Genomic DNA, 23709 nt, shown 5'->3' on the forward strand with positions numbered 1-23709 from the left:
GGAGAGTTGCCCGCGCGACATTGCTTAAGGATCGGGTTTTCCCTTGAACAACAACCGTAATAACAACAACAACCGGCGTCGGGGCCGTGGCAACAACAACCGCGGCGGGGGCGGCAATCCCGGCCAGGCCAACCGGATCGACAGTCGCGCGCGGGGCAACGCCCCGCAGCTGCTCGACAAGTACAAGAAGCTGGCCCACGACGCCTCGATGAACGGCGACCGGGTGCAGTCCGAATATTACCTGCAATTCGCCGACCACTACTTCCGCGTCGTCGCCGACACGAAGGCGCGGCAGGACGAGGCCCGGGCCAAGCGCGACGAAGAGCGCGGGCGCAATCAGTCGGACGACGATGACGACGGCGAGCAGGATGATCGGCAGGACCGCCGCCCGCGCCGCAGTCGGAACGACGACGACGACAATCGCAAGCCCCGCCGCCGCTCGCGCGACAATGACGACGATGGCGATGACGCCGACGATGGCGAAGAGCGCAGCGCGCGCCCCGAAACGCGCCCTGAACCGCGCGACGACAAGCCGCGCAAGGCCCGCACGCCGCGCCGCAAGGCCGATGCGAATGGGAATTCGAACGGGAAGGGCAGCGACGATGCCTCGCTCGACCTCGCGGTTTTGCCGCCTGCCATTGCCGGAGACGAGAAGGGCGACGAATCTGGCGATGATGCGGGTGAAAAGCCTGCCCCCCGTCGCCGCACGGTCCGCAAGAAGGCGGCCGACGACGACGGCCCGCGCGAGGCGCTGGGCTGAGCAGGGCGCATAGCGGCTTGAAACGGTAACAGTGCGCCGCCATTGCGGACCGTGATGAGCCGCTTCGATCCCGTCGCAACCCGCATCGCGCGCCACCCGCGCATCGCATCCGCCGTGCTTGGCGCGGTGTCGGCGACCGGCTTTGCGCCGCTCTCGCTCTGGCCGCTCGCGCTGCTTTGCCTGGCGATCTTCTGCGCGCTGGTCGCCCGGACGGAGCGCCCACGGGCTGCGGCCTGGCTCGGCTGGTGGTTCGGTTTCGCGCATTTCACCGTCGGACTGAACTGGATCGCGACCGCCTTTACCTACCAGTCGAACATGCCCGCCGCGCTCGGCTGGGCGGCGGTGCCGATCCTGTCCGTATATCTCGCGGCCTATCCTGCCATCGGCGCGTTTGCCGCCCGCTGGCTGGCCGGGCCGCGCGGCGGCTGGGCCTTTGCCCTTGCCATGGCCGGGGCATGGGGCGTCACCGAATGGCTGCGCGGCTGGGTGTTCACCGGCTTCGCGTGGAACCCGCTTGGCTCGATCCTGCTGGGCGGATACGATGCGCCGGGGCTTGCCGCCGTGCTGCCCTTTACCGGAACCTATGCGTTGTCGGCCCTCGCCATGCTGCTCGGCGCGGTGTTCTGGCTGCTGGCCGCGAAGGGCCGCTGGATCCCGGCCGGCCTGCTTGGCGGACTGGTGACGATCGGCATGCTGGTGCCGGCAGGCGAGGGCAAGCAAGGGACCACGCGCGTCACGATCGCCCAGCCCGACATCCGCCAGCCGACGCTGGCCGATCCGCGCTTCTACGAAACGAATTACCAGAAGCTCGCGACGCTGAGCCAGCGCCGCGAAGGCACGGACGGATTGCGGCTCGTCCTGTGGCCGGAATCCGGCATGGTCGACTACCTGCAGGACGGCTATCCGGAGCGTTATTACCTGCGCAAGAACTGGGGCGGCAGCGCCCAGCTTGCCCGTGCGCGGGTGGCGGAGCTGATCGGGCCCGGCAGCCTGCTGCTCACCGGTTCGATCGACCTTGCGCTGGAGGACGGGGAGGCGGTCGGCGCCTATAATGTCGTCCACGCAATCGACGACGCAGGCACGATCCGCGGCACCTACCAGAAGGCGCACCTCGTCCCTTATGGCGAATATCTCGCGCTGCGCTGGCTGCTGGAGCCGCTCGGCGCAACCCGGCTGGTGCCGGGCACCCTGGACTTCTTCCCCGGCCCCGGTGCGCGCACGCTCGACCTCGGCGAATTCGGCAAGGTCGGGGTGCAGGTCTGCTACGAAATCGTCTTCAGCGGTGAGACGGTGGAAGACGGCAACCGGCCGGATTTCATCTTCAACGATTCCAACGATGGCTGGTTCGGCCGCTGGGGCCCGCCGCAGCATCTTGCCCAGGCGCGGCTGCGGGCGATGGAGGAAGGCCTGCCGGTCCTGCGCGCCACCACCACCGGGATCAGCGGCATCATCGACGCGCGCGGGGTGCTGCGCGAGCACCTGCCGTGGCAGGAGCGCGGCCGGATCGATGCATTGCTGCCGCCGGCGCACGCCGCCACGCCGTTCGCGCAGGCAGGCAACTGGCTGGCGGTGGGCTGGTCGCTGCTGCTGATGCTCCTCGCAGCGGTTGTCAGGCGGCGGACGGGCGGTTAAGTCGCCCGTCAAATTATTCCCGGACTTATCTCCCCCGCGATTGGGGGCCAATTTTCCCAAAGGGTTCAATTCAATGCGCGACAATTACCTGTTCACGTCCGAAAGCGTGTCCGAAGGCCACCCCGACAAGGTGTCGGACCAGATTTCCGACGCCATCGTCGACCTGTTTCTCGCCAAGGACCCCGAAGCGCGCGTGGCGTGCGAAACGCTGACCACCACCCAGCGCGTGGTCCTGGCCGGCGAGATCCGCTGCAAGGGCGTGTTCGAGAACGGCGAATGGGCCGATGGCGCGCTCGAGGAAATCGAACGGGTCGTGCGCAACACCGTGCGCGAAATCGGCTATGAACAGGATGGCTTCCACTGGGAAACGCTGACCTTCGAGAACCACCTCCACGGCCAGTCGGCGGAAATCGCGCAGGGCGTGGATGCCAGCGGCAACAAGGACGAAGGCGCCGGCGACCAGGGCATCATGTTCGGCTTTGCCTGCGACGAGACGCCCGACCTGATGCCGGCCCCGCTCGATTACAGCCACAAGATCCTCCATCGCCTGGCAGAGGACCGCAAGAACGGCACCGCGCCCTTCCTCGAGCCCGACAGCAAGAGCCAGGTCACGCTGCGCTACGAAGGCGGCAAGCCGGTCGCCTGCACCGCCGTCGTCGTCTCCAGCCAGCACGCAAAAGGCTATCACGAGGGTGACAAGGAAGCCGAGCTCAAGTCCTACGTGAAGCGCGTGGTCGGCGAGATCCTGCCCGAAGGCTGGCTCTCGGACGAGACCGAGTGGCACATCAACCCGACCGGCGCCTTCGAGATCGGCGGGCCGGACGGTGATGCCGGCCTGACGGGCCGCAAGATCATCGTCGACACCTATGGCGGCGCGGCCCCGCATGGCGGCGGCGCGTTCAGCGGCAAGGACCCGACCAAGGTCGATCGCAGCGCCGCCTACATCACGCGCTACCTCGCCAAGAACATCGTCGCGGCAGGCTATGCCACGCGCTGCACGATCCAGCTCGCCTATGCGATCGGCGTCTCGAAGCCGCTGTCGCTCTATGTCGATACCCACGGCACCGGCACGGTGGACGACGCGGCGATCGAGCAGGCGCTGAAGGGCATCGACAAGCTGGGCGGCCTGACCCCACGCGGCATCCGCACCCACCTGGGCCTCAACAAGCCGATCTACCGCAAGAGCGCCGCCTACGGCCACTTCGGCCGCGATGCGGATGGCGACCATTTCCCGTGGGAACGCACCGACCTGGTGGACGACCTCAAGGCCGCACTGGGCTGAAACACGAAAAAGGGCGGCCCGCGAGCCGCCCTTTTCATTTGCGTGGCAGGGCCTCGCCTGCGGGCCCAGACCGCCGGACTAGACCGCCGGTTGAGCCGCCATGTCCTCGCGCAGCCACTGGCCGACCTTGCGGCCGAATTTCGCGATGGCATTCATGTTGAAGAAGTGCATCGCGCCCAGCACGACCACAACAAGGCCGATCTTGCTGGCGAGGAACTTGATCGCCCCGGCCACGCTCTGCGGCTCTGCGCCATAGCGCAGCGTCAGCAGGATCCAGCCGAGATTGACGAGGTAGAAGCCGACGACCAGCAAGTGGTTGGTCGAGCGGGCGAGCACCTCGTCGTGCCCGAAGCATTCGATCAGGAAGACGATGCCGTTCTTCGACAGCGTCCGCGCGACCCAGACCGTCAGCGCAATGCTGATGACGAGATAAAGTACCAAGCTGATTTCGACCATTTTCCGTCTCCTTCAGTGAGTGAGGTCGTGGATGGGATTCTCGCGCTTGTGCGACGGGTGCGATGAATGCTTGCGGCCCCTGCCGGCCAGGCAGAGCGCCAGCGATGCCCCGAAAACGCTCCAGCCGATCGCGGCGATCATGCGGTGGCCGACTACTGCGCCAGAAGTTTCTGTAATTTGCGAAACCGAAGGGCCTGAGAATTTCGGCATTGCGGGCCTTCCTTTCATGCGCGGAAATCAGTCGGCGGTCTTGCCGCCGCGCGGCAGCAGGCGGGCGACCTTGCCGCCCAGCTTCATCAGCGTGACCAGTGTGGATTTGGGAAGCCGGCGGACGTCGGCATACCAGGTCGCCAGCGTGCCGATGAAGTCGTGCATCCGGCCGATCCGATCCTTCACGTGGTCCGGTACGTCGCCGCGCCCTTCGAGACTTTCGGCGAGTTCGCCCAGCAGCTGGATCGTGGGGTCGATCTCCCGCCGCTTGCGTTCGGCGGTGATCTTCATGAGCATGTCCCACAGGTCGGTATCGGCGACGAAGTGGTCCCTCCGGTCGCCCTCCACATGGACCCGGCGGACGATCTGGTAGGACTGCAGTTCCTTGACACCGCCCGACACGTTGGAGCGGGCCATGCCCAGCCGCTCGCAGATTTCCTCGGCATGGAGCGGCCGATCCGACAGGTAGAGCAGCGCATGGATCTGCGCGACCGAGCGGTTGACGCCCCATTCCGTGCCCATCTCGCCCCAGTGGAGGATGAAGGCGCGGGCTTCGGGGATGTCCATCGGGTTCATGGCGACTCGGTTTCCTTCCTCTCTTTCTGTAATTACAGAAATTGCGGATGCGGTCAAGCCGGGCTAGGTCCGGACGCGGTTGTGGCCCCGGACCATTTTCCTTGCCGCGGCACACCGGGCGTGCAAGCTTCTGAATTGGAAAGGGGTTACCGATGGGTTCGCACAACTGGAAATGGCCGGCGCTTGCCTTGGCCGCACTGATTGTTCCTGCCACCGCAGCGCATGCGCAGGACGTCATTCCGCTGGAGATCGGCGAGGACTGGCGCCATCCGCACACCGGCATCGTCGTGCCCGCGGAGCTTGGCGGTATCACGCGGACGCGGGGCGTCTCCTACTCCGAGGACGATCTAAACACCGGCATCGTTTTCGACGATGCACCGCGCGGCGAATTCCTGACCGTCTACGTCTATCGCAGCGTCGGCGGCGGGGTCCCCGTCTGGTTCGCGCAGAGCAGGATGGCGCTGGAAATGCGGCCCGAGTTCGCCGGGGCGACCATGCCCGCGGGGATCGAGCCTGTAGCCCTGCCGGGCCGCGACACGCCGTCAGGCCTGATGGTAAGTTACGGCTTGCCCGAAGAGAGCGGCCTGTCGAGCACCGGCGTCGCGCTGTTCGAGGTCGGCGGCTTCCTCGTCAAGCTTCGCGCCACTTCGGAGCGCAGGGGAGCGGCGGCGCTGGCCGACACGATGCGGGCGGCGCTGGCGGAGCTGACCTGGCCGGAGCAAGCCGGCCGCGGCCTCGCGCCCTTGCCGGTCATCGATTGCCCGCAGCCTCTCGCCTTCGACGGGACATCGAAGGACTTGCCGCAGGATTTCTCCGCTGCCTTGGGTGCCGGGCTGGTCGGGATGATCGCGCAGGACAAGGCGGACGGAAGCGAGGACAGCGAGGCCATCGGTGAGGCGCGCCGGCAAATCCAGTGGTGCCTCGAAGGAAGCGTCGGCTCGACCCAGCGCGTCAACCGCGCGGACGCGAGCGCCGACAGTTTGCTGATCGCAATCGGCGACAGCGGCACGTCGGTAACCGCGGGCCGCAGCAGCGGGCTCGGCGCGCTGCTATCCTCGGCAGACGATGAGAAGCCGGCGCGTTACGAGGTCGTCCTGCATCTTGAAGACGTCAACGTTACCTTTCCCGCCCAGGACCGCCTTCCGTCCCCCAAAAGAGTGGTCGAGATCGTCAATTCCGGCCGGATCGTGATGTCCGTGCCCACTTGGGGCGATGACCGGGGCATCGAGGTCAGGCTTCCCGCCGACGCGGATTAGTGGCTGCCCGCCCTCAGCTGACGTAATGCGCGGTCGTGCTGGCGGCCACTTCGTCGGCGGTCACGCCGGGGGCGAGCTCGACCAGCCTGAACGGGCTGTCGTGGTCGGGCCGCTGGAACACGGCGAGGTTGGTGATGATCATGTCGACCACGCCCTTGCCGGTCAGCGGCAGGGTGCATTCGGGAATGAACTTCGCGCTGCCGTCTTTCGCGGTGTGATCCATGACCACGATGATCTTCTTCACCCCGGCGACGAGGTCCATCGCGCCGCCCATGCCCTTGATCATCTTGCCCGGGATCATCCAGTTGGCGATGTCGCCGTTCTCGGCCACTTCCATCGCTCCCAGCACGGTGAGGTCGATATGCCCCCCGCGGATCATCGCGAAGCTTGCCGCGCTGTCGAAATAGGCGCTGTGGGCAAGCTCGCTGATGGTCTGCTTGCCGGCGTTGATGAGGTCGGCATCTTCCTCGCCCTCATAAGGGAAGGGCCCGATGCCGAGCATGCCGTTCTCGCTCTGCAGGGTGACCTGCATGCCTTCGGGAATGTGGTTCGCGACCAGCGTCGGGATGCCGATGCCCAAGTTGACGTAATACCCGTCTTCCAGCTCCTGCGCGGCGCGGGCGGCCATGTCGTCGCGGGTCCAGCCCCTGGTTTCGCCTGACATCAATCGGTCTCCATTTCCCTGGTTGCGAGCGCGGCTTGTCCGGTCGGCCTGTCGCCGAGCAGGAACCAGCCTTCGCCCATCATTTCTTCCAGCTGCCACGCGGCGGCCGGATCCTTGAGATAATCGAACAACTCATCGAAATCGCCCAGCTCCGTGCCGAGGATCGCGACGACGCAATGCGTTTCCGACAGCGCGAGGCGGCGCAGCTGCTTGCGCTGTCCGGTGTCGAGCAGCAGCCGATCCTCCGCAGCCTCTGCCAGTCCGTCCGCCAGCAATCTCGCGCGCACATCCTGCGCTTCGGCTTGCGGCGCGTCGGACAGCCAGGCGATGGCCATGCCGTCTTCGCGCAGCTTGGCCAGCGCCGGCGAGAATTCCGCGCCGTAGAGGGTCGAAGGCGCGACGGCTTTCCCGGCTGCGCTGTCGATATCGACGATCATCGCCGGCGGCATCACGCCGCAGAACGTGCGGAAGCCGTCGAGTTCGGACGGTTCGCGCAGGATGGCAGAAAGGCGCGGCAGCAACACCGGGTTACGGTCCAGCTGCTCGCCAGCGAACGCGGCGAGGTCCGCCAGTGCCCCGGCCGCCGGCGCGGGTGCAGGAGGCGCAGCGAGAGGTGCGGGCAGGGCGGTGGCACCGGCCACGACCTCATAAGGCGCCTCTGCTGGCGCCGCCGCCGTGGGCACCGGCGCGGGCTCTTCCACCGTCACGCGACCTTTCGAGGAAGCGGCGGTGGCCGCAATCGCGCCGCCGACCAGCGGCCCGGCCAGCGCCACGCAGCCGCCCAGCGCCGGAACCAGCAGCAGCGCCGCCATCCGCACAGCCAAGAACCGCCTCGTCGTCACGCTGCTTCAGTTGCCCGCCATGTCCGCAGGCAGGGGGTTGTCGGGGCTTTCGGCCTGCCAGAAGATCGATTGGACCAGCCAGCGCCCGTCATCCTGCCGCATCAGCTGAAAGCTGTTGATGCCGCGCACGCTGCCGGGGCTTCCGTCGGGCCGGGAGAAGGTCCCTTCGTAGCTCGACCAGGCATGGGCGAGGTCGCCGTAGATCTCGATCCGGCGGGCAAGCTGGCGCTCGGTAAAGCCGCTCGAAACCAGGAACGGCCCGGATTGCTCGATATAGCCGTCCACGGTCATGCCGTTGAGGCCGCGCGGCGTAATCGCGCTCAACCGCGCGTCCGGGGTGAAAAGCGTGCGCATCCGCTCGAAATCGCGTTCCTGACCGGCGGGACCGGAAATGACCGCGTAGACATCGTCCAGCGCGGCATCGATCGCAACGATGTCGGCAGGGTCGGCCGCGGGCGCTGCGACCGGGCTTGCGTTGTGGACGTCGCCCGAATTGATGGCGCAGCCGGCGAGCGCGATCGGGGCTGCGAAGGCGAGAGCGAGGGCGGGCGCGGTCTTCATGCCGCTTCCCGCTGGCGGGTGGTCGTGAATTCGATCTTCTTGTCGTAGGGCGCGCCCACAATCATCCGCTGGACGTAGACGCCGGGCAAGTGGATGCAATCGGAGTCGAGCTCGCCCGCCTTGACCACTTCCTCAACCTCGACGACGCAGACCTTGCCGCAGGTCGCGGCGGGCAGGTTGAAATTGCGCGCGGTCTTGCGGAAGACCAGGTTGCCCGTCTCGTCCGCCTTCCACGCCTTCACGATGGCGAGGTCGGCGAAGATGCCGCGCTCCATGATATAGTCCTCCATCACGCCTTCGCGATTGGGGAACTGCGCCACCTCCTTGCCTTCGGCCACCTGCGTGCCGACGCCGGTCTTGGTGTAGAAAGCCGGGATGCCCGCACCGCCCGCGCGCATGCGTTCGGCCAGCGTGCCTTGGGGGCAGAATTCCACTTCCAGCTCGCCGGAGAGGAATTGCCGCTCGAATTCCTTGTTCTCGCCCACGTAGGAAGAGATCATCTTCTTCACCTGCTGCGTGCGCAGCAGCATGCCGATGCCTTCGTTGTCGATCCCGGCATTGTTGCTGGCGAAGGTGAGGTTCTTCACCCCGCTTTCCCGGATCGCGACCAGGAGCCGCTCAGGGATTCCGCACAGGCCGAAGCCGCCGCTGGCGATCAGCATGTCGTCGGTCAGCAGCCCGTCGAGGGCGGCGGCGGCGTCGGGATAAAGCTTCTGCATCGGGCCTCCGGAGCGTTTGGCACTGTGCCCGACTGTTAGGAGCGTGCCCTCGGCGTGTCACCCCCCAACGCCGGTGCACCGGGCGAGAGGGGTTTTGTGCTGCAATGCAATACATTCGAATGCGAAGTTCGCAGACTTCTCCCTAAAAAGGTGCAAATTCAATTATCTGCTTCTCAGTTGCAAAGGATGCAACCATGCTTCGTTCTTTCGCACTTGCGAGATGGTGCCGCTGCGCGCATATCTCCTCGTGCCTTTTAGGCATCCTCTCCCAAAACTTTCCGGCCCGGTTGGCTTGTCCGACCGGGCCTTTTTCTTGTCCCATGCCGGAAACCCCGCGCGCCGTGCCCGTTTGCAATCCTGAAGGGCGATCCCATCTCGCCCGCAGCGAATAACCATAACGAGGGACGGGCATTCATGGCCGACGACGCCGATACCGCGACACGAACCAACACCGTACGCCTGCAGGTTGCCGCCGCGCGGCAGGCCGAAAGCGGGCAGGGCATCGCCCGCATGCCGCGCTCCGCCTTCCAGGAGCTGGGCATCACCGAAGGCGACGTGGTCCAGATCGAAGGCAAGCGCACGACGGCGGCCATCGCGGTCGCCGCCCATCCGGAGGACGAGGCCCTCGCCGTGGTCCGCCTCGATGGCTTGCAGCGCGGCAATGCGGAAACCGGCAGCGGCGAGCATGTCGAGATTTCCCGCGCCGAATCGCGCCCCGCAACCCGCGTCGTCTTCGCCCCTGCGCGCCGCGAAATGCGCATCCAGGGGCCGCCCCAGGCGCTCAAGCGCAATTTCTTCAAGAAGCCGATCGTTACCGGCGACCTCGTCGCGACGCAGGGCCAGCAGCCGGTTGCCGACATGCCGCCGGAAATCCGCCGCATGTTCAACGCGCCCGCCTTTGCGCTGACGCAGATCCGCCTGCAGGTCGTCTCCACCAGTCCCAAGGGCATCGTCCATATCGACGAGGACACCGAGGTGGAGATGCGCGCCGAGTTCGAAGAACCGCGCGATGCCCGCGCGATCATCAACTACGACGATGTCGGCGGCATGGAAGGCACGATCCAGCAGCTGCGCGAGATGGTTGAGCTGCCGCTGCGCTATCCGGAGCTGTTCACCCGCCTCGGCGTCGATCCGCCGCGCGGCGTCCTGCTGCATGGCCCGCCCGGAACCGGCAAGACCCGGCTCGCCCAGGCGGTCGCCAACGAAAGCGATGCCGAATTCTTTGTCATCAACGGCCCGGAAATCATGGGCTCGGGCTATGGCGAAAGCGAGAAGCGGCTGCGGGAGGTGTTCGAGGAAGCGACCCGCGCCGCGCCCGCAATCATCTTCATCGACGAAATCGATTCCATCGCCCCCAAGCGCGACCGTGTGCCGGGCGAGGCGGAGAAGCGCCTCGTCGCCCAGCTGCTCACGCTGATGGACGGGCTGGAAGCGCGCGCCAACGTGGTCGTCATCGCCGCCACCAACCGGCCCGACGCCATCGACGAGGCGCTGCGCCGCCCCGGCCGGTTCGACCGCGAGATCATCATCGGCGTGCCGGACGAAGGCGCGCGGCTGGAAATCCTGCAGATCCACACCCGCGGCATGCCACTGGGCGACAAGGTGGACCTGAAGGAACTGGCCAAGGCGACTTACGGCTTCGTCGGCGCGGATATCGCCGCGCTGGGCCGCGAGGCGGCGATCGAGGCGGTGCGGCGGATCATGCCGAAGCTGGACCTCGACGAGCGGACCATCCCGCCCGAAGTGCTGGAAGAGCTCAGCGTCACGCGCGAGGATTTCATGAGCGCGCTCAAGCGGGTGCAGCCTTCCGCCATGCGCGAGGTCATGGTGCAGGTGCCCGACATCGGCTGGGCCGACATCGGCGGGCTCGACGATGCGCAGGAGAAGCTGCGCGAAGGCGTGGAGCTGCCGCTGCGCAATCCCGATGCCTTCCGCCGGCTGGGCATCCGCCCGGCGACCGGCTTCCTGCTTTATGGCCCCCCGGGTACCGGCAAGACCTTGCTCGCCAAGGCGGTTGCCAAGGAAGCGGAGGCCAATTTCATCTCGGTGAAATCGAGCGACCTCCTCTCCAAGTGGTACGGCGAGAGCGAGCAGCAGATCAGCCGCCTGTTCGCCCGCGCGCGGCAGGTTGCGCCCTGCGTGCTCTTCATCGACGAGATCGACAGCCTGGTGCCCGCGCGCGGGACCAGCGGCAACGAGCCACAGGTCACCGCCCGTGTGGTCAACACCATCCTCGCCGAAATGGACGGGATGGAGGAGATGCAGTCTATCGTCGTGATCGGCGCGACCAACCGGCCGACGCTGGTCGACCCCGCGCTGCTGCGCCCGGGTCGCTTCGACGAGCTGGTCTATGTCGGCACGCCGGACCGGAAGGGCCGCGTCCACATCCTCAAGATCCACACGCGCAACATGCCGCTGGCGGACGATGTCGACCTCGACAAGGTGGCGCAGGAAACGGCGCGCTTCACCGGGGCGGACCTGGAAGACGTGGTGCGCCGCGCCGGCCTCAACGCCATCGGCCGCAGCGGCGAAGCGGCGGACACGGTCACTATGGCCGACTTCGACGGGGCGCTGGAGGACAGCCGCGCCACCGTGACGTCGAAGATGGAGGAAGAATACCGCAAGATGCGCGGCGAGCTGAAGAAGCGCGCGGCGGAAATCATGCCGATCGGCTTCCTGTCCGACGGGATGCTCACCCCCACGCGCGACCGCAAGCACGGCGGCGATGCAGCGGACGAGGAGGCTGCACCCGAAGAGGGCTAGGGCCAGGGCTGGCCTAGGGGCCGGACGATCAGGCGCCGGCCACGCGCTGGTTGGCCGATTCCACTTCCAGCCGGTGGCGGATCAGCGCCTCCGGCTGGTTTGCCTTCAGCCAGCCGATCATGTGTTCGCGCACGTCGCAGCGCAGCTGGAACAGGTCGCCGATGGTGTTGGAACTGAGGCCCAGCCGCAGCTCGATGCTTTCGGGATGCGCCTCGGTCATAACCATCTGCACCGTGCGCTGGTCCCACAGCGGATGGGCCTGTACGTAACGCTGGAATTCCTCGCGGATCGGCTCGATCTCGGCGATGGGGTCGAGGTGCAGCATGACCGGCCCGGTCAGCTTTTCCGACTTGCGAGACCAGTTCTCGAAGCTCTGGTCGAGGAACTGGTTGGTCGGCACCACCACCGCGCGTTCGTCCCACGTGCGCACGATGACGAAGCTCATGCGGATTTCCTCGACGCGCCCGGTGTGGCCGTCGATCACCACGAGGTCGCCGATGCGCAGCGGTTCGGTAATCGCCATCTGCAGGCCCGCGATGAGCGATTTCAGCGCGGGCTGCGCGGCGGCGCCGATCGCCAGCGCGGCCAGGCCGGCGGACGCGAGCAGCGTCGTGCCGATGGAGCGGACGCCGGGGATCGTCAGCAGCATCAGGCCCACGGTGATGAAAACGATGGCAAAAGTCGCGGTGCGGCTGAAGATGGCGAGGCGCGTCCGGCGGCTGCGCACCGCGACGGGATCGTGGCTCGTCTCCAGCCGGAACTCGAGCGCGGCAGTGAACGACTTGACCAGCGTGTAGGCGATCCAGCCGAGCAGCGCCGGGCGCAGGAACTGGCCGAGCGGCTCCCACACGGCGGACAGCGCCGGGTTTGCCTGCGCGACGATGGTGACAGCAATGGCAATCAGCGACCATTTGATCGGGCGGCGGATCTGTTTGACCACCATCTCGTCCACCGTCGTTTCCGACATGGCAGTCAGCTTCAGGATCACCGCGAAGACGATGCGGTAGAAGATATAGGCGATTGTCACCGCGACCAGCAAGGCGAGGGCGGCCATGGCCACCTCGTCCCAAGCGATGGTCCAGTTGGCGGGATTGTAGCGTTCGAACATGGCGGCGCCCTTAAAGAATGGCCGCGCTCACATCAATGCGCGGCGTCCCAGCTGGGCCCGGTGCCGATCTCTATGCCGAGCGGTACGCTGAGCTCCACGGCGGGCAGGGCGGCTTCGGCCATGACGCGCTCGATCACCGGGCCGGCGGCGGCAACGTCGCCTTCCGGCAGCTCGAACACCAGCTCGTCGTGCACCTGCAACAGCATGCGTACATTGGGCAGGCCGGCGTCGGCGAGGGCGGGGAGCATGCGCACCATGGCCCGCTTGATGATGTCGGCGCTGGTGCCTTGGATCGGCGCGTTGATCGCGGCGCGCTCGCTGCCCTGCTGTTCGGCCTGGTTCTTGGAATTGATGCGCGGGAACCACGTCTTGCGCCCGAACAGCGTTTCGGAATAGCCGCGCGCCCGCACCGTCTCCATCGTTTCGGCGATGTAGCGCTGGATGCCGGGGAAACGCTCGAAATAGCGGTCTATCATCGCCTGCGCCTCGTCCGCCTCCACGCCCAGCCTTCCGGCCAGTCCCCAGCGCGAAATGCCATAGAGAATGGCGAAGTTGATCGTCTTCGCCTGGGCCCGGGTATCGCGCGTGACCTCGCCGTACATTTCCTGGGCGGTGCGGTTGTGGATGTCCTCGCCTTTCGCGAAAGCATCCTTCAGCGCGTCGACATCGGCCATGTGCGCCGCCAGCCGCAATTCGATCTGGCTGTAGTCGGCGGCGAGCAGCACGTTGCCCTTTTCCGGCACGAACGCCTCGCGGATCTGGCGGCCGATGGCGGTGCGGATCGGGATGTTCTGCAGGTTCGGATCGGTCGAGGAGAGGCGCCCGGTCTGCGCGCCGACCAGGCTGTAGCTGGTGTGGACACGGCCGGTATCGGGATTGATCGCGGCCTGCAGCGCGTCGGTATAGGTGCTGCGCAGCTTGGTCAGCTGGCGCCATTCCAGCACCTTGCGCGCGATCGGCACGCCTTGCGCTTCCAGCTTCTCCAGCGTGGCCTGGTCGGTCGAATACTGGCCGCTCTTGCCCTTGCGCCCGCCCTTGTGGCCCATCTTGTCGAACAGGATGTCGCCCAGCTGCTTGGGGCTGCCGATGGTGAACTCCTCGCCCGCCAGTTCGTGGATCTCGCCTTCCAGCCGGTCGGTTTCCTTCGCGAATTCGCCCGACAGCTTCGCCAGCCGGTCGCGGTCCACCTTGATGCCTTCGCGCTCCATCCGGGCGACGACCGGGATCAGCGGGCGGTCGACGCGTTCGTAGATCGTTACCGCGCCTTCGGGGGCCATGCGATAGGACAGGTGCTGGTGGAGACGCCAGGTCACGTCGGCATCCTCGGCGGCGTATTCGGTCGCCTTGTCCAGCGGCACCTCGCCGAAGGGGATTGCCTTCTTGCCGGTGCCGCAGATGTCCTTGAACTTGAGGCAGGTATGGCCGAGGTGGCGTTCGGCCAGCTCGTCCATCCCGTGCCCGCCGCCGATCCCGTCGAGCGAGCGCCCGGCGTCCAGTACGAAGCTTTCGATCATCGTGTCGTCGATGGGCGCAACCGCGATCCCGTGGCGGGCGAGCACAATGAGATCGTATTTGATGTTCTGCCCGATCTTAAGCACCGCATCGCTTTCCAGCAGCGGCTTGAGCTTCGCGAGCGCGACGTCGCGGTCCACCTGCCTGGGCTTCTCGGCGAACATGTCTTCGCCGCCGCCGCCTTCGTTGAAATGGGCGAGCGGGATGTAGCAGGCCTCGTTCGCGCCGACAGCGAGGCTGATCCCGACGAGGTCGGCGGAAATGGCATCGAGCGCGCTGGTTTCGGTATCCACCGCCACCGCATGGGCGGCAAAGGCGCGCGCGATCCATCCATCCAGCGCATCCTCGTCCTGCACGCATTCATAAGCGGAGCGGTCGACGGCGGGAAAATCCGGCAACGGCTGGCGCGCGCCGTCAGCCTGCGCTTCGGCGGCTTTCGTATCCGCCTTTGCCGGGTCGAGATTGGTCGTGCGCGCCGGGCTGCCGGAGCCGGCGTCGAGCCGCTTGAGCAGCGATGTGAAGCCGTGCAGGGTGAGGAATTCGGCCAGCGGCCCGGCCGGAATGCCGTCCAGCTTCATGTCGTCGAGCGGGATCGGCAGCGGGCAGTCGGAGCGCAATTCCACCAGCTCGCGGCTCAGCATCGCCATGTCGCGCCCTTCAATCAGACGCTCCTTCAGCTTGGACTTCTTCATCTCCCCGGCCGAATCGAGAGCAGCTTCCAGCGTGCCGTTCTCGGAAATTAGTTTGCTCGCCGTCTTCGGGCCGACGCCGAAGATGCCGGGGATGTTGTCCACGCTGTCGCCCATCAGCGCCAGGACATCGCCCAGCTGCTCCGGCTTCACGCCGAATTTTTCCTCGACCTCGGGGATGTAGATGCGCGCGTCCTTCATGGTGTCGAGCATGTCGATCTTGGCGCCGTCCTTTTCGCCCACCAGCTGCATCAGGTCCTTGTCGGACGAGACGATGGTGACATCGAAGCCGGCATCCTGCGCCGCGCGGGCATAGCTCGCGATCATGTCGTCTGCTTCTACGTCGGGTTCTTCGACCATCGGCAGGCTGAACGCGCGGGTGGCATCGCGGATGAGGGGGAACTGCGGCACCAGGTCTTCTGGCGGGTCGGGCCGGTGCGCCTTGTATTCGGGATAGATGTCGTTGCGGAAAGACTTGCTCGACTTGTCCAGCACCACGGCGAGATGCGTCGGGCCATCCGCCTTGTCGAGGTCGTCCGCCAGCTTCCACAGCATCGTGGTGTAGCCATAGACCGCGCCCACCGGCGTGCCTTCTGGGTTGGTCAGCGGAGGCAGGCGGTGATAGGCCCGGAAGATATAGGCCGACCCGTCGACCAGGTAGAGATGCTGCTTGCTGTTGTCGCTCATGGCGGCGGTGCTAGCAGTGCGCGGGGCCGAGGTCAGCCGGATTTCGCGGGCTGTCGGGCTTGGAAGCTTCGAATCGCGACACAATCTGCCATAATTGTGCCACCGCCTGTGTATAAATGCGCCGAATCGAGCCCAAGAATCGCGGAAAACTGCGATTCTGCGCATAGGGCTTGCATTGCCACATTTCCGCCTTTATTTAGGGAGCGTGTCCTGCGGCTTCGCAGGCTCCGCCCACAACGCCGCGGCATCCGCCCGGCGGGGCGATTTAAAATCGCTGTTCAAGGAAATTGACCTATGCGTAAGATCGTTCTGGCCGCTGTGGCCACCACCGCCCTGTCGCTCGCCGCTTGCTCGGAAGGCACCGAAGAGTCCGCAGAAGCAACCGTCGATTCGGCTGCTGCTGACATGGAAGCCAACACCGACGCAATGGCTGCTGAAGGCGAAGAAATGGCTGCCGAAGGCGAAGCTGCTGTCGAAGAAGCTGCTGTCGAAACCGAAGCAGCCGTCGAAGGCGAAAGCGAAGCTGAAGCTGCTGCTGAATAAGCCGCAGACTCACTTTCGAGTTTTCGGGAAGGGCGTGGCCGCAAGGCCGCGCCCTTTCTTTTTGCGCCAGCGGTGGAAGTACGAACGGTGTGGGCCGCAGGCCTGTTGACCGGTCAGTTGGCGTAGGTGGCGGAGGTCCAGACGCGGGCCGGCTGCTGGTATCCGTCGAACACTTCCTTCGCGATTTCCGCGATCCGCGCCTCGCGATTGCCGCGCGCGCCCTGGCCGGTGACGTAGATCGCCACCGCGATCGTCCGCCCGTCGGGGCCGGTAATCATGCCGATATCGCTCGACGTGTTGTTGAGCGATCCCGTCTTGTGGGCGACCGTGACGTAGCTCGGCATGCGGGCCGGGATGCGGCGCGTACCGGTGCGGCAACGCTCCATCGCCGAAATGATGACCCGCCGGCTGGAATCGCTCAGCCAGCGTCCCTGCCAGATTCCGCTCATCAGCTGGACCATCGCGCGCGGCGTCGCGCTGTCGCGCGGGTCGATGATGGTGGCAGGGTCGTATTCCCCGTCGTCGCGAACCAGCGTGGCGATGTCGCGGCTGAGGGTAAACTCGTCGATCCCAGCGCGGCGCATCCAGTCGTTGACCGCCTGCGGCCCGCCGACGACGCGCAGCAGCGCATCGGTCGCCGGGTTGCTGGAGCGGGTGATCATCAGGTCGATCAGCTCGATCGCGCTGAGATAGTCCCCGGTGCGCACCGGCGCGACGGACGAACTGAACTTGGCCGAGCGGGTCGGGTGCAGCAGCGGGAATTCGCTCGTCAGGCTCCAGCGGCCTTGGTCGACCCCTTCGAGGAACGTCGCGGCAATCGCGATCTTGCTGGTGCTCGCCATCGGGAAACGCTGGTCGCCGAGGACCGATACAGTCTCACCGCTTTGCAAATCCATTGCGAACACGCCGATGCGGCCACGCGACCCGTCGGCAATGGCGGCGATCCGGCGTTCGAGCTCGCTGCGGTATTGCGCGCTGAAATCGGCCGGGGCGCGCACTTCGGTGCCGAGCGAGGCATCGAACGTGGCCTTGAGATCGTCGGCCGCGGCAACTGCCGGCAGGCCAAGGGCGGCGCCCATCGCGCCAAGGGAAAGGAAGAGTTTGCGCAAGGTGGAAGAGGTCATGATTCGCAAGCTATCAGATTGGTTATTGGCAGAATATTAACCGCAACGGCCCGCCGCGCACAATGGATGCGCGACGGGCCGATTCCTTTAGCCCGACGAAACGATGTTACGGCGGTGGTCTCAGGCGACAGCGATGGCCTTTGCAATCTTGTCGGCGGGTTCGCCGGTCATGGTCTTGTCGACCTCGCCGACCAGCTTTTCTTCCAGCTTGCCGTGGTAATGGCGGCGCATTTCGCCGAGCGACTTGGGGTCGGCGATCACCACCAGCTTCTCGATCGTGCCGTCCAGAGCGGCGCGGTTCAGCCATTCGGCTGCGGCGGTCGCGTGGGCGAGTTCTTCCAGGTCCGTCCGGCCGTGACGCTGGCTGACCGGGTCCTGGTGCTTGACGCCGGCACTGAAGTTCTCGCCTTCGACCGAAACCTCCTGCGCGCCTTCAAGGCGCGGTTCGGCCGAGCTGCCGGCGTTGCGGAACAGCACGAAGCGTTCCCCGTCGACAACGGCGACATGCGATTTGTGCGGCAATTCCATTCAGTTTCTCCTCATCTGGAATGATGTCTTCGACGAACCAACGATGCTCGCCGACCAAAGTTGCATCGCCGCTTGACGAGCGGGGGCCAAGGCGTGCCTATGTCGCGCCGAGCTGGGAGAATATTTATGACAACCAAGACCCTTCGGCGCGCCAGCGCCGGTATGACCATTGCCGCCATGCTGATGGCCGGTACCGCCATGGCGCAGGACGTGCCGATCGTGCAGCCGGGCGCCCCGGGCGCGCAGGGACGCGCGCTGAGCGCGGACGAGGCGACGCAGATCGCCGACACCCGCTTCATCGAGGCGGACGGGCATTTCCTCCAGGCCATGATCCCGCACCATCGCCAGGCCACCGTCCTGTCGGAACTGGTCGACGGGCGCACCAGCAACGATGACGTGATCACGATCGCGAACCGTATCCTTGCCGGGCAGGCGGACGAGATCGCCTTCATGAACACCTGGCTGGCCGATCGCGGCTTCGCCGTTCCCGCCGCCAGCGGCCCCCACGCGATGCACGCGATGCATGGCGGCTTCGCGATGCAGGGCATGGCCTCGGCCGAGGATATCGCCCGGCTGGCGAGCCTCAGCGGGACCGAGTTCGACCGCCTGTTCCTGCAGCTGATGACCGCGCACCACATGGGCGCGATCACCATGGTGGACGAGCTCTTCTCCACCCCCGGCGCGGCCTACGACCCGCAGCTCTACAGCTTCACCAGCGACGTGAAGAACGACCAGTCGAGCGAGATCGAGCGGATGAACGTGTTGCTCGCCGGCCTTTCGGAAGATCCGCGCGCGGGCCTTTCTGCCGGCTTCCGCGATGCGGGCACGGCGATTTCGAACATGACGCTGCTCGCCAGCCTGCCCAAGCCCGCCGGCTTCTTCGATGCGGACAACCCCGCCGGCCTGCCGCTCGCCAGGCAGCGCGCGATGGCCGCAGCCGAAGGCGAAGCGAGCGAGGCGACCGCAGAGGACCCCGCCGCCGGCACCGAATGGAGTCCGCGCAGCCCGCTGTTGAGCTTCAGCCAGACCGACATGGCGTTCCAGGACGACATCATGGTCGCGGGCAATTACCACGGCTTCAACATCTATCGCCTGACCGACGATGCCGCGCCGCAGCTGATCAGCTCGGTTGTCTGCCCCGGCGGGCAGGGCGACGTCTCGATCGCGGGCGACCTCCTCATCATGTCGGTCGAACAGACCCGCGGCCGCGTCGATTGCGGCCGGCAGGGCGTGGACGGCGATGTGAGCGCAGAGCGTTTCCGCGGCCTGCGCATCTTCGACATTTCGGACCTGACGGCGCCGGTGCAGGTCGGGCAGGTGCAGACCTGCCGCGGCTCGCACACCCACTCCATCGTCAGCGCCGATGCCGACCGGCTGGTCATCTACAACTCCGGCACCGCGCGCGTGCGGTCCGGCGAGGAACTGCCCGGCTGCACCGAAATCCCGGGCGGCGACGGCACGTCCTACTTCAGCATCGACGTGATCGAAGTGCCGGTGGCCAATCCCGCCGCCGCGCGCATCGTGCGCAGCCCGCGCGTCTTCGCCAACCAGGAAACGGGCGAGGTCGCGGGCCTGTGGACCGGCGGCGACCACGGCAACGGCACGCAGGACACCTACCGGACCGACCAGTGCCACGACATCACCGTGTTCCCGGCCAAGAACATCGCCGCGGGCGCGTGTTCGGGCAACGGTATCCTGATGGACATCACCGATCCGCTGAACCCCGTCCGCCTCGACGCCGTGACCGATCCGGGCTTCGCCTACTGGCACTCCGCCACGTTCAACAACGACGGCAGCGTGGTGCTGTTCACCGACGAGTGGGGCGGCGGTGGCCGTCCGCGGTGCCAGGCCGGCGACCGGATGGATTGGGGCGCGGACGCGTTCTATTCCGTCGAAGGCCGTGCGCTGGTGCAGCAGGGCAAGTTCAAGATGCCCGCGCCGCAGAGCGACAAGGAAAACTGCGTCGCGCATAACGGTTCGATCATCCCGGTGCCGGGCCGCGATATCTTCGTGCAGGCTTGGTACCAGGGCGGCATCAGCGTGATCGACTTCACCGATCCCGCCAACCCGTTCGAAATCGCCTTCTTCGACCGCGGTCCGGTGTTCGAACCGCGCCTGACGATGGGCGGCTACTGGTCGGCCTACTGGTACGACGGCAAGATCTACGGCACGGAAATCGCCCGCGGCCTCGACGTGTTCGAATTGACGCCGAGCGAGTTCCTGACCCAGGCCGAGATCGACGCCGCCAAGGCAGCGATCTATCCCGGCGGCGTCTTCAACCCGCAGACGCAGACGCAGGTCACCTGGCCGCAGGACGCGATCGACGCGGTCAACGAAAGCCGCAACGGGGGCTGATTTGCCGCACGCGGGTGCGCGTCAGAACCAGGCGCGCACCCCGGCAACCAGCGCGATCCCGTCCGGATCGCGCCCGTCGGCACGGGCGAAATCCGCCGTGCGGCCGAGGGCCGCCTCGTAGGAAAGGCCCACGTATGGGGCGAATTCGCGCGCGATTTCATAGCGTAGGCGCAGCCCCGCCTCGACCTTCGTGATGCCGGAGCCCAGATCGAGCTCCGGCACATCCTGCGCGGCAAGTCCGATCTCGATGCGCGGTTGCAGGACGAGGCGCTGGGTTATCAGCTGGTCGTATTCCGCCTCGACCCGCGCGGTGAGGTCGCCCTCGTCCGACAGGAAGGCGGCCGCATCCACTTCGAACATGTAGGGCGCGAGGCCCTGAACGCCGGCGACGAGGTAGGTGCGGTCGAGCGGCGCGAAATCGTATCGCGCGCCCAGTTGCAGGTCGAAAAACGGGCCGATGGCGTGGCTCCACAGCGCCTGGACCTCGCCGCTTTCCAGTCCTCCGCCGAATTCCCCTTCGCCTTCGGACTTCAGGAACAGGCGATCGATATCGCCGCCGTACCAACCCTGCACGTCCCACAGGTAAAGGTCCTCATCGCCCGCGCGATATTCCAGCCGCTCCGCCATCAGCGTGCCGAAAGCCTGGCCGCCGTTCTCCTGCGCCAGCTGCTCGCGCGCCCGTTCCATCGCAGCCTCGCCCCAGATGGCGTCGGCAGCGTGGCGCGGGCCACCGAAAGCGCGCGGCGGTGGCGGGGCTTCCGGGACGGAAGCCATCGCACCCCCCATCGCATGGCCGGCATGCGGATCGCCTTGAGCGGGGATCGCTCCCTCCATCCTGTGACCGGCGTGCGGATCGTCAGCGTCCTTCGGCGGACACTGGTCGGGCGGCAGGTGGCCCATCGCGCAATGGTCCATTTCGTGCGGCGCGGCAGGCGGGTGCTGCGCGTGGTCCTGCGCGACCGCGGGCGCGGACAGGCTGATCAGCATCGCGGCTGAAAGGATCGGCAGGCTGCGCATCATCCGGCCTCCGGGAAGGGGCGCACGGTGACCACCTGCATCATACCGGCATGCATGTGGAACAGCAGGTGGCAATGGAAAGCCCAGTCGCCGGGCTCGTTCGCGGTAAGATCGAACGTCGCCTTGCTGCCCGGCTGCACGACCAGCGTGTGCTTCAGCGGCTGGTGCGCTTCGCCCGCTCCGTTGACCAATTCGAAGAAATGGCCGTGCAGGTGAATGGGGTGGGCCATCATCGTGTTGTTGACCAGCGTCACGCGAACCCGCTCGTCGAACCCGAAACGGATCGGGTCGTCGGTGACGGAGGTGAAGACCTTGCCGTCGAAGGACCACATGTAGCGTTCCATGTTGCCGGTGAGGTGGATTTCCATTTCCCGTTCGGGCGGCCGCACCGAATTGGGGCGCATGGCCTTGAGATCGGTATACCGCAGCACGCGGTGGTCGACGCTGTCGAGCCCGAGTCCGGGAAAATCCATCCGGTCCACCGGCATCGGGGCTACCATGTCGACCCCCGGCCCGGCCTCGACATCGGGCGGCAAAATATCGGGCTTGCGCATGTCGTGGTCCATCGCGCCCATGGCGTGACCGGCGGGATGGTCCATGCCCGAAGCCATGCTCCCGTCGTTACCGGCCATCTCTCCGCTGGCTGCCATTCCGGAATGGTCCATCGCCATGCCCATGTCGGCCATGGTTAGCGTCGGCACTTCGCGCAGCGGGGGTACGATGCCCTTCCGGCCGCTCTCGCTAGTCAGCGTGGCGATACCCATGCCGCTGCGATCCATCGCCTCCGCCACGATGGTGTGCGCGCCCGCGCCCGGCTCGACGACGACGTCGTAGGTTTCCGCCGTGCCGATCTGCAATTCGTCGACGACGACATCCTGCACGTCCTGACCGTCGGCCTGGATCACGGTCATCGGGACACCGGGCAGGCGGACGTTGAAGAACGTCATCGCGCTGCCGTTGATGATCCTCAGCCGCACCCGCTCTCCCGGTGTGAAGAGGTACTCCAGGTCGTCCAGCGGTCCGTGGCCGTTGACAAGATAGGTATAGGTCGAACCCGTGACGTCAGAAATGTCGCGCGGGTTCATTCGCATGCCGCCCCACATCATGCGGTCGGACACCGGCATGTCGCCTTCGGTCGCGGTCTGCTTGGTGTAATTGAAATAGCCTTCCGACACCTTCAGCTTGCGCATGATCTCGTGCGGATGCATCGGCGTGAATTCGCTCAGCAGGACCACGTAATCTCGGTCGAAGCGGGCATCGGAACCGTCTGCCGCTTCCACCACGATCGGCCCGTAATGGCCCATCTGTTCCTGCAGGCCGGAATGGCTGTGCCACCAGTATGTGCCCGCCTGCCGGATCGGGAATTCGTAGGTGAACGTCTCGCCCGGGCGGATACCGGGGAAGCTTACACCCGGCACGCCGTCGAACTGGAACGGGACCAGCAGGCCGTGCCAGTGGATGGAACTGTCCTCGTCCAGCGTGTTGGTGACGTCGAGCCGCACGTTTTGCCCCTGGCGCAGGCGGACAAGCGGGCCGGGCACGGTGCCGTTGACCGTGACCGCATGGCCGCTGCGCCCGCCGGTGCGGAAGGTGCTTCGCCCGATGGTGAGGTCGATGCTTTCGCCCGAAACCGTGCCGGGGCCCTTGCCGGCCTCCGCCATGTTCGCCCCGCGCGCCCATGCCGGCATGGCGAGGCCGGCTCCGGCTAGGCCGGCGCTGCCGAGCATGAAATTGCGGCGGGACAGGATTGCGCTTCGGTTCATGGGCCTTCTTCGCTTTGCTTCGGAACTGACCGGTGGGTGTCATGCATTTGGTTGGAGGCAACAACGATAACAAGGGGAAGCGCGATGGCCGATGAACGCGGCACCAGCCACGGCGGACACGAAGGCAATTACGGACGGTTCATGGCGATGGTGGGCACCTCTACCGTCATCATGCTCGGCCTGATGTATCTCAACACCTATGCGCTGGACCATGTGTTCTGGAGCGAGACGCGGCTCTGGATGATGTTCGTCATGGGCGCGGTGATGGCGGTCGTGATGCTCGCCTTCATGTGGGGCATGTACCGTAACCGGGCGAAGAATTGGATCATCATCGGCGTGTCGGCGGTGACCTTTGCGCTCGCCCTGTTCCTCGTGCGCAGCCAAGTGACGGTGGACGACAGCGATTACATGTCGGCCATGATCCCGCACCATTCGATCGCCATCATGACGAGCGAACGGGCGGGTATCGAGGACGTGCGCGTGCGCAAACTGGCCAACGACATCATCCGTGCCCAGCGCAGGGAAATCGACGAGATGCGCTGGCTGCTGGAGGATATCGAAGCCAACGGCATCGCCGCGACCGAGGCGGACGCGGCCGCGCGGCCCGTCCCCGCCTTCGAGGGCAAGGTTAATCCGGGTACGCCCACTCCCGGAGAATAGGA

At 66.2% G+C, this 23709-nt stretch carries 21 protein-coding genes; 8 read left to right on the plus strand and 13 right to left on the minus strand.

Translation table 11 applies throughout. The features are described 5' to 3' along the window. The first annotated feature begins 43 nt into the window (after positions 1-43). The 3 genes from VCJ71_RS10570 (at position 44) to metK (ending at position 3674) form a co-directional block, all read left to right on the plus strand. Complete coding sequence (locus VCJ71_RS10570) at positions 44-760, plus strand: DUF4167 domain-containing protein (RefSeq protein ID WP_324641067.1); 717 nt, start codon at positions 44-46, stop codon at positions 758-760. 54 nt (positions 761-814) lie between these two features. Continuing rightward, positions 815-2392 carry an apolipoprotein N-acyltransferase gene (gene lnt, locus VCJ71_RS10575; RefSeq protein ID WP_324641068.1) on the plus strand — a complete coding sequence of 526 codons (1578 nt, stop codon included), beginning with the start codon at positions 815-817 and terminating at the stop codon, positions 2390-2392. Positions 2393-2465: 73 nt separating this feature from the next. After that, the gene (gene metK / locus VCJ71_RS10580) at positions 2466-3674 is read left to right on the plus strand and encodes a methionine adenosyltransferase (RefSeq protein WP_324641069.1); all 1209 of its coding nucleotides are present in this window, start codon (positions 2466-2468) and stop codon (positions 3672-3674) included. A gap of 78 nt (positions 3675-3752) precedes the next feature. Here metK and VCJ71_RS10585 read toward each other — a convergent pair whose 3' ends face one another. The 3 genes from VCJ71_RS10585 to VCJ71_RS10595 all read right to left on the minus strand — a co-directional run bounded on the left by VCJ71_RS10585 (position 3753) and on the right by VCJ71_RS10595 (position 4916). Further along, positions 3753-4130, minus strand: a complete 378-nt coding sequence (locus VCJ71_RS10585; RefSeq protein ID WP_324641070.1) for a hypothetical protein — start codon at positions 4128-4130, stop codon at positions 3753-3755. A gap of 12 nt (positions 4131-4142) precedes the next feature. After that, positions 4143-4271: a hypothetical protein gene (locus tag VCJ71_RS10590; RefSeq protein WP_324641071.1), complete on the minus strand. Its 129-nt coding sequence runs from the start codon at positions 4269-4271 to the stop codon at positions 4143-4145. 96 nt (positions 4272-4367) lie between these two features. Then, complete coding sequence (locus tag VCJ71_RS10595; protein WP_324641072.1) at positions 4368-4916, minus strand: GbsR/MarR family transcriptional regulator; 549 nt, start codon at positions 4914-4916, stop codon at positions 4368-4370. Between the two features lie 152 nt (positions 4917-5068). Between VCJ71_RS10595 and VCJ71_RS10600 the strand changes: the two genes are divergently transcribed. Then, on the plus strand, positions 5069-6172 hold the full coding sequence (locus VCJ71_RS10600) for a hypothetical protein (protein ID WP_324641073.1): 1104 nt from the start codon (positions 5069-5071) through the stop codon (positions 6170-6172). Between the two features lie 13 nt (positions 6173-6185). Here VCJ71_RS10600 and VCJ71_RS10605 read toward each other — a convergent pair whose 3' ends face one another. The 4 genes from VCJ71_RS10605 to VCJ71_RS10620 are packed head-to-tail and all read right to left on the minus strand — an operon-like array spanning position 6186 to position 8958. Continuing rightward, positions 6186-6836 (minus strand): CoA transferase subunit B, encoded by a 651-nt coding sequence (locus VCJ71_RS10605; RefSeq protein ID WP_290136625.1) that lies wholly within the window; start codon positions 6834-6836, stop codon positions 6186-6188. Continuing rightward, positions 6836-7660, minus strand: coding sequence for an HAD family hydrolase (locus VCJ71_RS10610; RefSeq protein WP_324641075.1), 825 nt, complete (start codon positions 7658-7660; stop codon positions 6836-6838). Before VCJ71_RS10610 ends, VCJ71_RS10605 begins: the two co-directional genes overlap by 1 nt. A 24-nt stretch (positions 7661-7684) precedes the next feature. Then, positions 7685-8239: a YybH family protein gene (locus VCJ71_RS10615; protein WP_324641076.1), complete on the minus strand. Its 555-nt coding sequence runs from the start codon at positions 8237-8239 to the stop codon at positions 7685-7687. Beyond that, positions 8236-8958 carry a CoA transferase subunit A gene (locus VCJ71_RS10620; RefSeq protein ID WP_324641077.1) on the minus strand — a complete coding sequence of 241 codons (723 nt, stop codon included), beginning with the start codon at positions 8956-8958 and terminating at the stop codon, positions 8236-8238. Before VCJ71_RS10620 ends, VCJ71_RS10615 begins: the two co-directional genes overlap by 4 nt. Positions 8959-9372: 414 nt before the next feature. On the opposite strand from VCJ71_RS10620, the gene VCJ71_RS10625 reads away from it, so the two are divergent. Further along, positions 9373-11721 carry a CDC48 family AAA ATPase gene (locus VCJ71_RS10625; protein ID WP_324641079.1) on the plus strand — a complete coding sequence of 783 codons (2349 nt, stop codon included), beginning with the start codon at positions 9373-9375 and terminating at the stop codon, positions 11719-11721. Between the two features lie 28 nt (positions 11722-11749). Here the strand turns inward: VCJ71_RS10625 and VCJ71_RS10630 are convergent, their stop codons facing one another. Beyond that, complete coding sequence (locus tag VCJ71_RS10630) at positions 11750-12829, minus strand: mechanosensitive ion channel family protein (RefSeq protein WP_324641080.1); 1080 nt, start codon at positions 12827-12829, stop codon at positions 11750-11752. Between the two features lie 32 nt (positions 12830-12861). After that, positions 12862-15717, minus strand: coding sequence for a DNA polymerase I (polA, locus tag VCJ71_RS10635; protein ID WP_324641081.1), 2856 nt, complete (start codon positions 15715-15717; stop codon positions 12862-12864). 294 nt (positions 15718-16011) lie between these two features. Between polA and VCJ71_RS10640 the strand changes: the two genes are divergently transcribed. Next, positions 16012-16260, plus strand: a complete 249-nt coding sequence (locus VCJ71_RS10640) for a hypothetical protein (protein WP_324641082.1) — start codon at positions 16012-16014, stop codon at positions 16258-16260. Between the two features lie 113 nt (positions 16261-16373). Here the strand turns inward: VCJ71_RS10640 and VCJ71_RS10645 are convergent, their stop codons facing one another. Continuing rightward, complete coding sequence (locus VCJ71_RS10645; RefSeq protein ID WP_416379169.1) at positions 16374-17384, minus strand: serine hydrolase; 1011 nt, start codon at positions 17382-17384, stop codon at positions 16374-16376. Between the two features lie 120 nt (positions 17385-17504). Continuing rightward, positions 17505-17912: a baeRF12 domain-containing protein gene (locus VCJ71_RS10650; protein ID WP_324641083.1), complete on the minus strand. Its 408-nt coding sequence runs from the start codon at positions 17910-17912 to the stop codon at positions 17505-17507. A gap of 126 nt (positions 17913-18038) precedes the next feature. On the opposite strand from VCJ71_RS10650, the gene VCJ71_RS10655 reads away from it, so the two are divergent. Then, the gene (locus VCJ71_RS10655) at positions 18039-20267 is read left to right on the plus strand and encodes a DUF305 domain-containing protein (protein WP_324641084.1); all 2229 of its coding nucleotides are present in this window, start codon (positions 18039-18041) and stop codon (positions 20265-20267) included. A 21-nt stretch (positions 20268-20288) separates the two neighbouring features. Here VCJ71_RS10655 and VCJ71_RS10660 read toward each other — a convergent pair whose 3' ends face one another. Together VCJ71_RS10660 and VCJ71_RS10665 are read right to left on the minus strand one after the other, a co-directional pair. Further along, positions 20289-21287, minus strand: a complete 999-nt coding sequence (locus VCJ71_RS10660) for a copper resistance protein B (RefSeq protein ID WP_324641086.1) — start codon at positions 21285-21287, stop codon at positions 20289-20291. After that, positions 21284-23047, minus strand: coding sequence for a copper resistance system multicopper oxidase (locus tag VCJ71_RS10665; RefSeq protein ID WP_324641087.1), 1764 nt, complete (start codon positions 23045-23047; stop codon positions 21284-21286). The genes VCJ71_RS10660 and VCJ71_RS10665 overlap by 4 nt, the downstream gene beginning before the upstream one ends. A 147-nt stretch (positions 23048-23194) precedes the next feature. Here VCJ71_RS10665 and VCJ71_RS10670 point away from each other — a divergent pair, with 147 nt between their 5' ends. Beyond that, on the plus strand, positions 23195-23707 hold the full coding sequence (locus tag VCJ71_RS10670; RefSeq protein ID WP_324641521.1) for a DUF305 domain-containing protein: 513 nt from the start codon (positions 23195-23197) through the stop codon (positions 23705-23707). Positions 23708-23709 lie beyond the last annotated feature (2 nt).

Source organism: Pseudoblastomonas aquimaris, assembly GCF_035481675.1.
GTDB lineage: Bacteria > Pseudomonadota > Alphaproteobacteria > Sphingomonadales > Sphingomonadaceae > Alteriqipengyuania_B.